Source organism: Actinokineospora sp. NPDC004072 (genome assembly GCF_053604195.1).
In genome coordinates this window covers 149,356-162,444 of record NZ_JBSGHB010000013.1, presented here as the reverse complement: position 1 = coordinate 162,444, position 13,089 = coordinate 149,356, and the positions used below count along the sequence as shown (strand labels likewise).

14 protein-coding genes are annotated in these 13,089 nt (G+C 75.1%); 7 read left to right on the top strand and 7 right to left on the bottom strand.

The genetic code is table 11. From position 1 onward, the window contains the following. Window positions 1–60 precede the first annotated feature (60 nt). Genes ACWEPX_RS21285 through ACWEPX_RS21275 form a run of 3 tightly spaced genes read right to left on the bottom strand, consistent with a single transcriptional unit; the run spans window position 61 to window position 2,036 of the window. Window positions 61–1,374, bottom strand: coding sequence for an APC family permease (locus ACWEPX_RS21285; protein WP_451898946.1), 1,314 nt, complete (start codon window positions 1,372–1,374; stop codon window positions 61–63). A gap of 51 nt (window positions 1,375–1,425) precedes the next feature. After that, the gene (locus ACWEPX_RS21280) at window positions 1,426–1,569 is read right to left on the bottom strand and encodes a hypothetical protein (RefSeq protein WP_451898945.1); all 144 of its coding nucleotides are present in this window, start codon (window positions 1,567–1,569) and stop codon (window positions 1,426–1,428) included. Between the two features lie 29 nt (window positions 1,570–1,598). Continuing rightward, the gene (locus ACWEPX_RS21275; RefSeq protein WP_451898944.1) at window positions 1,599–2,036 is read right to left on the bottom strand and encodes a DUF6292 family protein; all 438 of its coding nucleotides are present in this window, start codon (window positions 2,034–2,036) and stop codon (window positions 1,599–1,601) included. Between the two features lie 202 nt (window positions 2,037–2,238). On the opposite strand from ACWEPX_RS21275, the gene ACWEPX_RS21270 reads away from it, so the two are divergent. The 3 genes from ACWEPX_RS21270 (at window position 2,239) to ACWEPX_RS21260 (ending at window position 6,908) form a co-directional block, all read left to right on the top strand. After that, complete coding sequence (locus tag ACWEPX_RS21270; RefSeq protein ID WP_451898943.1) at window positions 2,239–2,805, top strand: AAA family ATPase; 567 nt, start codon at window positions 2,239–2,241, stop codon at window positions 2,803–2,805. 271 nt (window positions 2,806–3,076) lie between these two features. Beyond that, complete coding sequence (locus ACWEPX_RS21265; protein ID WP_451898942.1) at window positions 3,077–5,923, top strand: ATP-binding protein; 2,847 nt, start codon at window positions 3,077–3,079, stop codon at window positions 5,921–5,923. A gap of 118 nt (window positions 5,924–6,041) precedes the next feature. Continuing rightward, window positions 6,042–6,908, top strand: a complete 867-nt coding sequence (locus ACWEPX_RS21260; RefSeq protein ID WP_451898941.1) for a hypothetical protein — start codon at window positions 6,042–6,044, stop codon at window positions 6,906–6,908. A 4-nt stretch (window positions 6,909–6,912) separates the two neighbouring features. Here the strand turns inward: ACWEPX_RS21260 and ACWEPX_RS21255 are convergent, their stop codons facing one another. Both ACWEPX_RS21255 and ACWEPX_RS21250 read right to left on the bottom strand, forming a co-directional pair. Continuing rightward, window positions 6,913–7,854, bottom strand: a complete 942-nt coding sequence (locus ACWEPX_RS21255; RefSeq protein ID WP_451898940.1) for a LysR family transcriptional regulator — start codon at window positions 7,852–7,854, stop codon at window positions 6,913–6,915. Window positions 7,855–7,924: 70 nt separating this feature from the next. Next, a complete protein-coding gene (locus tag ACWEPX_RS21250) occupies window positions 7,925–8,512 on the bottom strand; it encodes a TetR/AcrR family transcriptional regulator (protein ID WP_451898939.1) in 588 nt (195 codons plus the stop codon). A gap of 79 nt (window positions 8,513–8,591) precedes the next feature. Between ACWEPX_RS21250 and ACWEPX_RS21245 the strand changes: the two genes are divergently transcribed. From ACWEPX_RS21245 to ACWEPX_RS21235, 3 genes are read left to right on the top strand one after another with little or no spacing between them, the layout of a single operon-like run. Next, window positions 8,592–9,239 (top strand): FMN-dependent NADH-azoreductase, encoded by a 648-nt coding sequence (locus tag ACWEPX_RS21245; protein ID WP_451898938.1) that lies wholly within the window; start codon window positions 8,592–8,594, stop codon window positions 9,237–9,239. Then, entirely contained in the window at window positions 9,236–9,565 is a 330-nt protein-coding gene (locus ACWEPX_RS21240; protein WP_451898937.1) for a DMT family transporter, read from the top strand. Before ACWEPX_RS21245 ends, ACWEPX_RS21240 begins: the two co-directional genes overlap by 4 nt. A 22-nt stretch (window positions 9,566–9,587) precedes the next feature. Then, window positions 9,588–10,916, top strand: coding sequence for a cytochrome P450 (locus tag ACWEPX_RS21235; RefSeq protein ID WP_451898936.1), 1,329 nt, complete (start codon window positions 9,588–9,590; stop codon window positions 10,914–10,916). Window positions 10,917–10,929: 13 nt separating this feature from the next. Here ACWEPX_RS21235 and ACWEPX_RS21230 read toward each other — a convergent pair whose 3' ends face one another. Both ACWEPX_RS21230 and ACWEPX_RS21225 read right to left on the bottom strand, forming a co-directional pair. Beyond that, window positions 10,930–11,361 (bottom strand): STAS domain-containing protein, encoded by a 432-nt coding sequence (locus ACWEPX_RS21230; RefSeq protein ID WP_451898935.1) that lies wholly within the window; start codon window positions 11,359–11,361, stop codon window positions 10,930–10,932. 72 nt (window positions 11,362–11,433) lie between these two features. After that, on the bottom strand, window positions 11,434–11,997 hold the full coding sequence (locus ACWEPX_RS21225) for a TetR/AcrR family transcriptional regulator (RefSeq protein WP_451898934.1): 564 nt from the start codon (window positions 11,995–11,997) through the stop codon (window positions 11,434–11,436). Window positions 11,998–12,066: 69 nt separating this feature from the next. On the opposite strand from ACWEPX_RS21225, the gene ACWEPX_RS21220 reads away from it, so the two are divergent. Continuing rightward, window positions 12,067–13,074, top strand: coding sequence for an alpha/beta hydrolase fold domain-containing protein (locus ACWEPX_RS21220; RefSeq protein ID WP_451898933.1), 1,008 nt, complete (start codon window positions 12,067–12,069; stop codon window positions 13,072–13,074). The last annotated feature ends 15 nt before the right edge of the window (window positions 13,075–13,089 follow it).

The following is a 13,089-nucleotide window of genomic DNA, read 5'->3' as shown; positions in this document are numbered from 1 at the left end:
GCGAGGTTCCCGCAGCCGCCCGCGGTCAAACCCCCACCCCCTGTGAAGGCGGGCACACGCTCAGGCGGGAACGGCGTCGACTTCCCCGCCGGAGCGCCGCTTCCGGCGCGCATTGACGGCGGCCAACACCAGCGCCAAGGCGATGAGCACCGCACCTCGCAGCCACACGGTCAGGTCGATCTGGGTCATCAGCAGCACGCACGAGCCGATGCCCAGCCACGGGACCAGCGTGGGGACGCGGAAGTGGTCGGTGTCCGCGGAATCCCGGCGCAGGACGATGACGGCCACGTTGACGACGGTGAACACGATCACCAGCAGCAGCACCAGGGTCTCGGCCAGCGCCGCCACCTGGCCGGTCAGCGCCAGCACCAGCGACAGGGCGGTGGTGGCCAGGACCGCGATCCACGGCGTCCTGCGGTTGGGCAGCACCCGGGTCAGCGGCGACGGCAGCAGCCCGTCGCCCGCCATCCCGTAGGCGAGCCGGGAGGACATGATGCCGGTGAGCAGCGCCCCGTTCGCCACCGCGATCAGCGCGATCACGCCGAACAGCCAGGTCGGCACCCCGCCCGCGGCGCGCACGACCTCCATCAGCGGCCCGCTCGACGCGGCCAGCTGGCCGGTGGGCACCGAGGCGCTGGTGACGATCCCGATGAGCAGGTACACCGCCCCGGCGGTGGCCAGCGCGCCGAAGAGGGCGCGCGGGAACGAGCGGCGCGGGTCCTTGGTCTCCTCGGCGAGGTTGACCGAGGTCTCGAAGCCGACGAAGGAGTAGTAGGCCAGCACCGCACCGGCCAGCACGGCCCCGAACGGGCCCGCCTCCGGCGTGCCGACCTGGACCAGCCGCCCGAGGTCGGCGTCGCCGCGCAGGATGACCCACAGGCCCAGGCCGATCACCAGCAGCAGCCCGCTGACCTCGATGGCGGTGGCGACGACGTTGGCACGCAAGGATTCGCGGATGCCGTAGATGTTGAGCAGCGCCAGCCCGCCGAGGAAGACCGCGACCACGAGCGCGACCGGCAGCGAGACGAACTCGGCGAGGTAGTCGCCGCCGAAGGCCCGCGCGAGCGCCGCGACGGACACGATGCCCGCGGCGAGCATGCAGAAGCCGGTGAACGTCGCCGCCGCGGGGCCGAAGGCCAGGTTCGCGTAGTGCGACGCGCCACCGGCGCGCGGGTACTTGGTGGCCAGCTCGGCGTAGGAGCCCGCGGTGAGCCCGGCCAGCACCAGCGCCAGGACCAGCGGCAGCCAGACCGCGCCGCCGGAGGCGCCGGTGACCTCGCCGATCAGGACGTAGACACCGGCGCCGAGGATGTCCCCCAGGATGAACGTGAACAGCAGGGGCGTGGAGATCGCGCGCCGCAGAGGAACCGACATGCCCCAAGTCTCATGGGGACGCGCCCGCTCCGCATGACGCACTCGATCATGTCAGCTCCGCGGCCGGGCGGGTGGGACGAACACCGGGACCGGCGGGCCCGCGTGCTGGCGGGGCAGGGCGCGGGACTCGGTCGCGCGGTGGCTGAACTCCACCGGCTGGGCGCGGTCCGGGGTGGACGGGTAGGTCTTGGACATGGGCAACTCCTTGGTTGGTAAGGAAGATCTCAGCTGTGGCGGTGCAGGCGCTCGGCCAGGGCCGGGCGGCTGAGGCGGGCGGGGCGCGCGCACCGGGCGGGTGCGCGGCGGGCGAGGGAGTCGGCGACCAGGCGGGCCACCTCGGCAGGCGGCGGCACCACGGCGCCGGAGCGGGCGAGCACGATCGGCGGCTCGCCGGGCGCGGTCTCGATCGAGACCGCCCAGCCGCGCGACTCGGCCCAGACCAGCATGACCTCGCGGCCGGGGTGGTCGGGCGAGCGGCCGGTGAGGGCGAGGTAGGCGGTCGCGGTGTCGGTGACCTCCCAGGTGGTGCCCTCGGCGGGGACGCCGAGCAGGTCGGCGATGGCCTCGACGTAGCCCGCGAGCGCGCGGCCCAGCGAGTGGGTGCAGTCCGCGGTGCGGTCCGCCGGTGGCCCGGTCAGGACCGGGGTGGTGCTGCGTGGCAAGTGGACTCCGTCCAGCTCGGGAAAGCCTGCTCGCGGGCGCTGAGCGCAACCGAGAGGTGAATCGCCGGGCAACCGGGCACAACAACCGGGCCTCGCGATGACGGGGCGGCGATGCGGCTCCCGTTCACCGCCCAGTGTACGGCATCGATCGCCCCTGCGGTGGTTGTCGCGTACTTTCCCGCTCCCCAGCAGACTGAAACGCATGGGTGCGACGGTGTGGGTGGTGGCGGGGGCGCCGGGGGCCGGGAAGAGCACGGTGGCCTCGGCGCTGCTGGCCGTCCTCGACCCCGTGCCCGCCCTGCTGGACAAGGACACCGCCTACGGGGGCTTCGTGGCCGCCACGCTCGCCGCCGCGGGCAGGCCGCCGGGTGAGCGCGAGGGGCCGTGGTACGACGAGCACATCAAGGCGCACGAGTACGCCGGGCTCACCGCGCTCGCGCGCGAGATCAGCGGGCACGGCTGCCCGGTGCTGCTGTCGGGCCCGTTCACCGGCCAGATCCGCGACCCCGAGCGGTGGGCCGGGTGGGTGGCCGAGCTGGGCGGGGATGTCCGGTTGGTCTGGGTCCGCTCGGACGCGGCGACCCTGCGCGCCCGCCTGCTGGCCCGGGGGTCGCCGCGCGACACCGGCAAGCTCGCCGACTTCGCCGCCTTCACCGCCCGCATGCGGCCGGACGAGCCGCCGCCGGTGCCGCACCGGGAGATCGACAACCGCGCGGGCGCCCCGCCGATCCCCGACCAGGTGCGCGCACTGGTCCGCGATCTGGGTTGATACCGTCAACAACCACATCGCGGCTGCGCGCTCGGCCACCCCGCTGACCTGCGGCGAAGCCCGAGTCGCCGGCATCGGCCGCGGCTCAATTCTGTGAAAACACGTATCCCCCACTCGGTTTAGATACGTGCATCTGCGTGTTGCCCGGCGCTGAGCGGCCGTTTCATCCTTTCGGCCATGTCCGTCGATCCCTAACAGCAGCGGTGCTACCGGCCGCGCACTGTCCAAGCGGGCCGTGGTCGCGGCCCATTCCCGGTTAGGCGAAAGGCACATGCCCCCAACTGATCCGGCGCCCACCGCGCTCGTCGGCCGCGAGGACGAGCTGAGCAGGCTGCGGGCGGCGATCCGGCGCCCGCCCGCCCTCGTCCAGGTCGAGGGCGAGGCCGGGGTCGGCAAGAGCAGGCTGGTCCGCGAGCTGGTGGAGCTGGCGGGGCCGGGCGACCCCGCGGTGCTGGTCGGCTGCTGCCAGCACCTGCGCGAGCCGTTCATCCTCGGCGCGGTGCTGGAGGCGCTGCGGCGGGCGCGGCCCAGGCTGGCCCGCTGCCGGGAGCTGAACCCGGTCACCTCGGTGCTGCGCGCGGCCGTGCCGGAGCTGGCCGACCTGCTGCCGCCGCTGCCTGCGGAGATCGGCGACCCGGCGTTCGACCGGCACCTGCTGTTCCGGGCCGTCCGCGAGGTGCTGGTGGCCGTCGGGCCGACCCTGCTGGTGATCGAGGACCTGCACTGGGCCGACGACGGCACGCTGCAGCTGCTGCGGTTCCTGATGGCCGACCCGCCGCCGGAGCTGGCGGTGCTGGTGACCTACCGGCGCGAGGACGTGCCGGGCGGGATGCCGCTGGGCGCGGCGTACCGGCCGGGGGCCGGGGTGACCGCGGAGATCGTGGCGCTGCGGCCGCTGGACCCCGCCCAGGTGCAGGAGCTGGCCTCGGTGCTCCTGGGCGGGGCCGCGGTGGGCCGGGAGTTCGCCGCCGCGCTGCACGAGCACACCGCAGGGCTGCCGTTCGTCATCGAGGAGGTGCTGCGCTCGGACCGGGCCTGGGACGACGCGGTCGACGCGCGGCGGTGGGCGGAGCGGGCCGAGGTGCCGGTGCTGCTGGGCGAGGCGGTGGCCGAGCGGCTGGCGGTGCTGTCCCCGGACGCGGGCAGGCTGGTCCGCGCCGCCGCCGCGTTCGCCATCCCGGCCTCGATCGAGGTGCTGGGGGCGGTCGCCGAACTGGCTGGCGACCGGCTGCGCGCGGCGGCCGACGAGGTGCTGACCTGCGCGCTGCTGCGCGACGCAGGCGACGGCACGTGCGCCTTCCGCCACGCCCTCGCGCGGCAGGCGGTGTACGCGACGATGAGCCCCATCGAGCGCGCGGACCTGCACCGGCGGGCGGTGCGCCTGCTGGCCGCCATGAGCCCGCCGCCGCTGGTGCAGCTCGCCGAGCACAGCAGGCTGGCCAACCGGCGCGCCGACTGGCTGGCCTACGGCGAGGCCGCCGCCGACCAGGCGCTGGCCGTCTCCGACGGGATGGCGGCCTCGCCGCTGCTGCGGCTGCTGCTGGCCGAGCCCGGGCTGGCGGGCGCCGACGTCGACCGGCTCGGGGTGAAGCTGGGCGAGGCGGCCCTGCTCGGCCTGGACGTGCCCAGCTCGGCCGCGGTGCTCAAGCGGCTGCTGGTGGACGGCAGGCTCTCCGCGGCCGCCCGCGGGCAGGTCCGGATGCAGCTGGGGCTGCTGCTGCCGCGGGTGCTGCACGGCCTGGTCGAGGGGCGCGCCCAGCTCGAACTGGCCGTCGACGAGCTCGGCGCGCGCCCGGACCTGGCGGCCAAGTGCATGAGCGCGCTGGCCCAGCCGTTCGCAGGCGACACGCCCCTGCCGTCGCTGCTGCCCTGGCTGCTCAAGGCCGATGCGGCCATCGACCAGTGCGCCGACCAGGAGCAGAAGATCTCGCTGCTGGCCAACGTCGTCGGCTCGCTGGTGGCCATCGGCGACCCGGACGCGGGCGACCGGCTGGCCGCGCTGCCGCCGGTCCCGCGCACGCTCGGCGAGCAGCGGCAGATCGCCAGGGCGCACTGCAACCTGGGCGACTCGCTGACGATGACCGGCAGGCTCCGCGCGGCCGACGAGCACCTGCGGTTCGGGGTGAAGCTGGCCGAGGAGAGCGGCGCGCTGTACGTGCTGAGCACCGCGCGCAGCACCCGCATCCGGCTGGACTGGTTCCTGGGGGCCTGGGACGGCCTGGCCGACCGGGCCAGGTCGCTGCTGGTGGAGTACCGGGAGCTGACCGCCGTGGCCACCGAGCTGAACCTGGTGCTCGGCCAGCTCGCCCTCGCGCGCGGGGAGTGGGAGGCCGCGCGCGCCCACCTGGTGGAGACCGGCGTCCGCACGCCGCGGGAGTCGATCACCCACATCGCCCTCGGCGGCAGCGCCGGGCTGATCCGGCTGGCGCTGCGCGACGAGGACGTCGTGCTGGCGGTGGTGGAGGCCGACGCGGGCGTGGCGCTGCTGCGGCGCAAGGAGGTGTGGGCCTGGGCCGGTGAGCTGGCCCCGGCCGCCGTGGACGCCTACCTGGCCGCGGGCCGGGTGCTCGACGCCGAGGACCTGGTGCGGTCGGTGGCCGCGGGCATCAGCGACCGCGCCGCCCCGCTGGCCGCGGCCGCGCTGCACACCTGCCGCGGCGCGATCGCCGAGCACGCGGGCCGCTCGGGCGAGGCGCACCACAGCGCGGCCGCCCGGGCGTACGAGGAGCTGGGCGCGCCCTACCTGGCCGCGCTGGCCTGGGAGCGGGCCGACGCCCACCTGCTGGACGCCTGCGGCGAGCCCGCGATCGCCGCCTACACCCGCTCGGCCGAGCGCTACCACGCCCTGGGGGCCACCCACGACGCCGCCCGGTGCAGGCACCTGCTGCGCTCGCTCGGCATCGCCACGCCGTCGCGGCAGGGCAGGCGCGGCTACGGCAACCGCCTGTCGCCGCGGGAGAGCGAGGTGGCCCGCCTGCTGGCCGCCGGGCACACCAACAACGAGATCGCCCAGACGCTGTTCCTGTCCCCGCGCACGGTCGAGCAGCACGCCTCGCGGGTCCTGCGCAAGCTCAACGTCAGCTCGCGCCGCGAGATCCGCATGGCCGACGTGCGCTGATCGTCCGCTGTGGACAGCGGGGCCATCACCCCGGTGGAGGGGCCATCAATCGAAGGCATACCTGTTCACCCCCGCGCGCGTCGGGTACGAATGGGATGCCCGCCGAAGGAGGAGCCCCATGCCAGCGCCCGAGCACCCGAGCCGGTCCTTCGCCGGGGTGCTCGACGCCGCGATCACCGCGCGCGGGTGCACCCTGGACCGCCTCCGCCGCGGCCTCGCCGAGCGCGGGGTGGCCATCAGCATCGCCACGCTGAGCTACTGGCGGCGGGGGCTGCGGCAGCCCGAGGGCGAGCGCTCCCGCCGCGCGGTCCCCCTCATCGAGCAGTTGCTCGACCTGCCGCCGGGCGCGCTCAGCAGCCGGGTCGGCCCGCCGCGCCCGCGGGGGCGCTGGGTCAGCCGGGCCGACGCCACGCCGATCTCCGGGCTGATCGCCAAGCTGGCCACGCCCGGCGACGGCCGCCGTGCGCTGGTGTCGGTGCACGACGTGTTCACCGTGACCGAGTACGGCACCGAGCGCGGTGTGCGCTCGCGCATCGTCCTGCGCGGCCTCGGCGGGCGGGTCACCCGCTACGTGGTCGGCTACCAGTCCGACCACCCGGGGCTGGTGCCCGCGCTGACCGATGTGGACTACGCGAGCCTGGGCCGGGTGCTCACCGACGCCGAAGCCGGGTTCCTGGCCGTCGAGCTGATCCTCGACCGGCCCATCCGGGGCGGGGAGCACGCCGTGCTGGAGTACGGGTTCGGGTTCCGGGCTACCCCGCCGGTGGCCTGCTACTTCCGCAACCTGCGCAAGCCCGTCAGCGAGTACACCCAGCTCATCCGGTTCGAGGGCCGCCCGCCCGCGTTCTGCACGAGCTATTGGCAGGTCAACTCGACCGCGCCGGTCCAGATGGGCAAACCCGTGCGGATGGGCCGGTCCCGGGACTTCTGCGCGGTCGTGCGCGACGGGCGCTGCGGGATCATCGGCGCGGACTGGCGGTGGTGAGCGGTCAGCGGGTGGCGCGCAGCAGGTCGAGGTGCGGGGCGTGCTCGCGGACGAAGGCCCGGTAGGCGTCGCGGGCGAACTCGACCAGCTCGGGCAGCCTGCGGGCCAGCGCGCCGTCGCGGGGGCAGAGCATGATGTGCCGCTGCCACAACGGCCTGCCCGCGAGCGGGCGCACGACCACGCCCTCGCCCGGGTAGTAGACCGGCTGGCACGGCGCGACGGCCCGGCCTGCCGCGATGAGCGTGCGGACGGTGTCGGCGTTGGGGGTGGTGTAGGGGACCTCGGGGGTGAAGCCGTGCCGGGCGCAGGCGATGTGGAAGCTGTCCGGCCACCCGGCCCCGTTCGGCGGGCTCAGCGCCCAGCTGCGGTCGGCGAGGTCGCCCAGGGCGATCTCCGCCTGGTCGGCCAGCGGGTCGGTGCTGGGGAGGGCGACGCATACCGGCTCCTCGACCAGCACCTCGCACAGCAGCGCCTGGTGGGCGGGCAGCTCGAACCCCGGCAGGTCCGTCGTGGTCACCAAATCGAGCTTGCCCGCGGCGAGCATGTCGCGCAGCAGCAGCGGCGAGTACTCCATCGTCAGCCGCACCTCGGCGGCGGGCAGCTCCTCCCCCATCCGGTCGGCCAGCCCCAGCAGCACCGACCCGGCCGACCCGCCGACGGTGACCACCGGCTTGGTCCGCTCGGCGAACTGGGCCGCACCGCTGCGCAGCTCGTCGACCGCGGCGAGGATGGCGCGGGCGCGCAGCAGCACGTACTCCCCGACCGGGGTCAGCTCCACGCCTGCCGGGCTGCGGGTGAACAGCGGGGCCCCGATCTCGGCCTCCATCCGGCGCAGCCGCACCGAGAGCGCGGGCTGGGACAGCCCGAGCTGGGCGGAGGCCCGCGTCAGGCTCCCGGTCTCGGCGATCACGGCGACCGTGCGCAGGTGGCGGACCTCCAATTCCATCGGGGGAGTGTAGGTCGGCCCCCTGCCGACCTCAACCACGTTCGGCGACCGGGAGGACACGCTGCCGGGGTCAGCCAGCCAGGACCGACGCCGCGATCCGGCGCAGGCCCGCGGTGATCTCCTCCGGGGTCAGCCCCCGTTCGCGGCGCTGGTGGTCGTAGAGCTCGGGGGCCAGCGGGGCGAGCAGGGCGTCGGCCAGGGCGTCGGGGGCGGGGACGGCGGCGGCGACCAGCAGGGAGCGGACGTGGGCGCGCCAGAAGGCGTAGGCGCCGGTGGTGAAGCGGGCGCGGCCGGTTTCCGCGCCGAGCGCGAGGTGGCCGTGGTCCTCCAGCAGGTCGACCATCGCGGCGTAGAACGCGGCCAGGCGCTCGGGCGGGGGCGCGCCGGGGCCGAGCGGGGGCGGGCCGGCCATCAGGTGCTCCTGCAGCCGCCGCTCGTGCTCGTCGAGCAGGGCCAGGGCGATGGCGGCGACGTCGGGGTAGCGGCGGTAGAGGGTGCCGCGGCCGACCCCGGCGGCGCGGGCGATCTCCTCCATCGTCACCGGGCGCCGCTGGGCGAACAGCTCCTCGGCGGCGGCCAGCACCTTCGCCCGGTTGCGGGCGGCGTCGGCGCGCTCCCTCGGCGGGTCCGCGCCGAGCAGGTCCTTCCGGTGGCTCACCCGGTCAGCCTACTAACCGGACAGCGCGTCCGCTTGTGCTACGGTCAAGTGGACACAGCGTCCACTTAAGGAGGTCCGCATGCCGTCCCTGCTGCGCATCGACTCCAGCGCCCGCCGCGACTCGTTCTCCCGGCGGCTGGGCGAGGCGTTCGCCGAGGGCTGGGGCGAGGGCGGCGGGCACTGCGCCCACCGCGACCTCGCCGCCGAACCGGTCCCGCCGATCGACCAGGCGTGGACGGAGATCTGCGACAACCTGCTGCGCGGCCGGATCACCGAGATCCACCGCTACCCGGAGGCGGTGCGCACGCCCGAGCAGGCGGCGGCGTGGGCGGTCGTGCGGCCGCTGCTGGCCGAGCTGGTGGCCGCCGACGTGGTGGGGATCGGCGCGCCGATGTACAACTTCGGCATCCCCGCGGCGCTCAAGGCGTGGCTCGACCAGGTGACCTTCCCCAGGATGTCCTTGCGCGGCAAGCGGTTCGCCGTGCTCGGCGCGCGCGGTGGGACCTACGCGCCAGGCACCCCGCGAGCACCCTACGACCACCACGAGCGCTACCTGCGGGACTTCTTCCGCGGGCACTTCGGCGTCGACGACCCGGTCTTCATCACCGCCGAGCTGGTCAACGCCCGGGTCGACCCGCTGCTGCGCGTCCTGCGCGGCAAGCACGAGGAGTCGGCGGACCGGGCCCTGCGCGCGGCGCGCGAGCTGGGCCGGGAGTGGGCGCGGTGAGCTGGCTGCTGCTGGTGCTCGCGGGGCTGGTCGAGGTGGCGTGGTCGCAGAGCATCAAGCCCACGGAGAACTTCACCAGGCTGTGGCCGACGGTGCTGTGCTTCCTGCTCGCGACCGGGGCCGTGTACCTGCTGTCGAAGGCGATGGACGGCATCCCGGTCGGGACGGCCTACGCGGTGTTCACCGGAATCGGCGCGGTGGGGGCCGTCGTCCTCGGGGTCGTCGTCCACCGCGATCCGGTGACGGCAGGCCGGGCGGTCGCGCTCGGCCTGATCCTCGGCGGCGTGGTGCTGGCGTATGTCGCCGAATCCCGGCCGCAGGCGTGAGCCGTCCGGCACGATGGCACGGGTGAAGTCCCTCCGCGCCGCCCTGGACATCGTCACCGCGCCCTTCGACCCGGAGGGCTACCTGCGCAGGCGGCGGGCCCGCGGCGGCGACCCGGTGGTGGTGCGGGTACCGGGGTCGGGGCGCATGGTGATCACCGGCGACCCGGAGGGGGCGCGGGAGCTGTTCACCGGTCCGGTGGAGCTGTTCGGGGTGGCCCGGCCGAACATGGTGGAGCCGCTGCTCGGACCCGGGTCGCTGATCATGGTCGACGGCGAGCGGCACCGGCAGGAGCGGCGGCTGCTCACCCCGCCGTTCCACGGCAGGCGGATGCGCGCGTACGGGGCGATCATGCAGCAGGTGGCGCTGGACCGGCTGGCCCGCTGCCGGGTCGGCGAGCCGGTCGACCTGCAGCGGCTCGCGCACACCATCACGCTGGCGGTCATCGTGCGGGCGATCTTCGGCATCGAGGGCGGCGCCCGGGGCGAGCGGTTCGCCGCGGCGACCGCGCGGCTGCTCGCCGGGCACACCCCCGCGCTCGCGCTGCCCGCGTTCCGCCGCACGCTGGGCAGGCTCGGCCCGGCCGCGCGGCTGCGCGCCCGGCTCGCCGAGTTCGACGCGCTGCTCACCACCGAGATCGAAGCCCGGCGGGCCAGCGGCGTCGAGGACCGCGACGACATCCTCTCCCTGCTGCTGGGCGCCCGCTACGACGACGGCAGCGGCCTCTCCCCCGCCGACCTGCTCGACGAGCTGCGCACGATGGTCGTGGCAGGCCACGAGACCACGGCGACCTCCCTGGCCTGGGCGCTGTACCACCTGCACCGCGACCCGGAGGCGGAGCGGCGGCTGCGGGCGGAGCTGTCCCCGCTCGGCCCCCTCCCCACCCCCGACGACCTGGCCGCCCTGCCGTACCTCGGCGCGGTGTGCCAGGAGGCGCTGCGCCTGCACCCGGTGGTGCCGATGGTCGCCCGCATGCTCACCGCGCCGTGGCGCTTCCGCGGCATCGACCTGGTCGCAGGCGACACGGCGGCCGTCGCCACCTCGCTGCTGCACCACAACCCCGACATCTGGCCCGACCCGATGGCCTTCCGCCCGGACCGCTTCCTGGACCGCAAGCCGCGCTCGCACGAGTACGCCCCGTTCGGCGGCGGCCACCGGCGGTGCCTGGGCGCGGCCTTCGGCGAGCACGAGCTCCGCATCGTCCTGGGCACCCTGGTCAGCACGGCCGGCTTCACCCTGTCCCCGGCCGACCGCGCCCGCCCGGTCCCCCGGCCCCGCCCGCACAGCATCACCCTGGGCCCCAGCCGCGCCCTCACGCTCACCTACACCGACCCCGTGGCCGCCGATCGCTGACCCGAGCCGCGGGTCAGCCCGACACCGCCTCGCACAGCGGCTTCGGCCGCTGGACCACGGCGAGGACGGCGGGCTCGCCGCGGTCGGGGACGGGATGGCCCGGCAGCTCGCGGATGGCGTCGGAGAGGGCGGGGAAGACCGGGATCGAGGCGGCGGCCTCGCTCATCCGCAGCAGGCGCAGCGCCGTGCGGTCGTGGGCCACCACGCCGAAGCGGCTGCCGTGGGATGAGGCCCGGTAGGCGGCCTCGACCAGCAGGCGCAGGCCGGTGACGGCGAGGAAGGTGACCTCGGCCAAGTCCACCACGACGATCTCGGCGTCGGCGGCGGCCAGCGCGTCGGCGAACTGCGGCGCCGTGCTCAGGTCGACGTCGCCCGCGACCTTGATGACGAGCACGTCGGAGCGGTAGCGCACCCGCTGAGCGCGGAAGGTGGTGCTTGCGTGCATGCGAAACTGCCCTCTGGTCCTGGCCGGTCGCCCTGAGACCGGCTGCCGCAATATGCCTCTGCGCCGCGTGCCCTAAACGCCCTGTTCTGCCGTGAAGTGGCGCACCACCATCGCCGACAGCGCGGCCACGTCCGCATCGACCATCGGCGCGCCGGTCATGCCCATCCGGTGCAGCAGCGTGCCGACGATGACGTCGATGAGCAGCAGGACCCGGTGCGTCGGCTCGGCCAGCGCCTCCTCCAGGACCAGCCGGTAGGGGTCCTGCAGGCGCGACGAGAGGATCTCCCGCAGCCCGGCGTCGCTCACGGCGTCGACGAACACGCCCGCGAACGCCTCGCCGACCCCGGGTTCGGCGATCTTGGCCGCGGCCCAGCGGATGGCCGAGGCGATCAGCTCGGCCCGGTCGTCCCCGACCAGCGGGACGGGGCCGAAGGCGTCGAGGAGGCAGTCGGTGATCAGCGCGCCCTTGGAGGGCCAGCGCCGGTAGAGCGTCGTCTTGGCCACGCCCGCCGCCGCCGCGATGCGGTCCATGGTCGCGCCCGCGTAGCCCAGCTCGTGGACCGTGCGCAGGGTCGCGGCGAAGACCTCGGCGTCGATGCCCGCCCGCGGCCTCCCGGGCGACCTGGTCGGTCTCATGGCACCACGATACCCAATTCGCTACCATCGGTATCGCTACTAGCGGTAGCGTAATCCGAGGAGGGGACCATGCACGACGCCGTGCGCGCCGAGCGACCACCGCTGGGCATCCGCCTGGTGCACGCCCTGACCAGGGACCGGGACTGGTCGGCGGCGACGCCCGATGAGCTGATCGCCTACCGGGAGGCGGAGAACCGCAAGCGGTCGTCCAGGCTGATCCGGGTGGTCACCGGCTTCCCGGACCGGGAGGCTGTGATCGGCTGGCAGGAGATGGCGCTGCCCGACCGGACCGTCGCCGTCCGGGTGCACCGACCGCGGTCCGGCGGGGTGCTGCCGCTGGTGGTGCACGTGCACGGCGGCGGGTTCGTCGGCACCGCGGCGCAGAGCGACTGGGTGAACAGCCACCTCGCCGCCCGGCTGCCCGCCGTCGTCGTCTCCGTCGAGCACCGGCTCATCGACCCCGCGACGCCGCTGCCCGCCGCGGCCGCCGACGGCTGGGACGTGCTGCGGCACGTGGTCTCGCACGCGGCGGACTGGGGCGTGGACCCGCAGCGGGTGGCGGTCTTCGGGGAGAGCACCGGCGGGCTGATCGCCGCCCTGGCCGCGATCACCGCCCGGGACACCGGCGTGCCGCTGCGGGCCCAGGTGCTGGTCAACCCCGCGTTGGACGTGACCGACGCCGCGTACGACCACCCCTCCATCACCCGCCATGCGCGCAGCCCGATGCTGAAGATCGACGACCTGCGGCTGTTGCAGCGGATGGCCGTGCCCGCGGGCGACGACCCGCGCCGCTGGTCGCCGCTTCAGGCCGACGACCTCAGTGGCCTGGCCCCGGCGCTGGTGGTCGTGCCGACCGTCGACCCGATCGCCGACCACGGCCGCCGCTACGCCGAGCGCCTGCTGACCGCGGGCACGCCCGCCCGGCTCTCCGAGCACCCCGGCGCGACGCACGCCTTCCTCAGCACCCCCGGCCTGGTCCCCCAGGCGAAGGCCGCGCGGACGGCGGTCACCGCCTTCCTCCGCGCTCGGCTCCAGCCTGCCGACGAGTCCGCGCGCGGGATGGCGGCGGAGCGATGAGCCAGGCTCCAGCAC

Coding starts and splice junctions, on each gene's coding strand:
- ACWEPX_RS21270 (WP_451898943.1), top strand. CDS start 2,239: ATGGGTGCGACGGTGTGGGTGGTGGCGGGGGCGCCGGGGGCCGGGAAG.
- ACWEPX_RS21260 (WP_451898941.1), top strand. CDS start 6,042: ATGCCAGCGCCCGAGCACCCGAGCCGGTCCTTCGCCGGGGTGCTCGAC.
- ACWEPX_RS21220 (WP_451898933.1), top strand. CDS start 12,067: ATGCACGACGCCGTGCGCGCCGAGCGACCACCGCTGGGCATCCGCCTG.
- ACWEPX_RS21255 (WP_451898940.1), bottom strand. CDS start 7,854: ATGGAATTGGAGGTCCGCCACCTGCGCACGGTCGCCGTGATCGCCGAG.
- ACWEPX_RS21280 (WP_451898945.1), bottom strand. CDS start 1,569: ATGTCCAAGACCTACCCGTCCACCCCGGACCGCGCCCAGCCGGTGGAG.
- ACWEPX_RS21285 (WP_451898946.1), bottom strand. CDS start 1,374: ATGTCGGTTCCTCTGCGGCGCGCGATCTCCACGCCCCTGCTGTTCACG.
- ACWEPX_RS21230 (WP_451898935.1), bottom strand. CDS start 11,361: ATGCACGCAAGCACCACCTTCCGCGCTCAGCGGGTGCGCTACCGCTCC.
- ACWEPX_RS21245 (WP_451898938.1), top strand. CDS start 8,592: ATGCCGTCCCTGCTGCGCATCGACTCCAGCGCCCGCCGCGACTCGTTC.
- ACWEPX_RS21225 (WP_451898934.1), bottom strand. CDS start 11,997: ATGAGACCGACCAGGTCGCCCGGGAGGCCGCGGGCGGGCATCGACGCC.
- ACWEPX_RS21265 (WP_451898942.1), top strand. CDS start 3,077: ATGCCCCCAACTGATCCGGCGCCCACCGCGCTCGTCGGCCGCGAGGAC.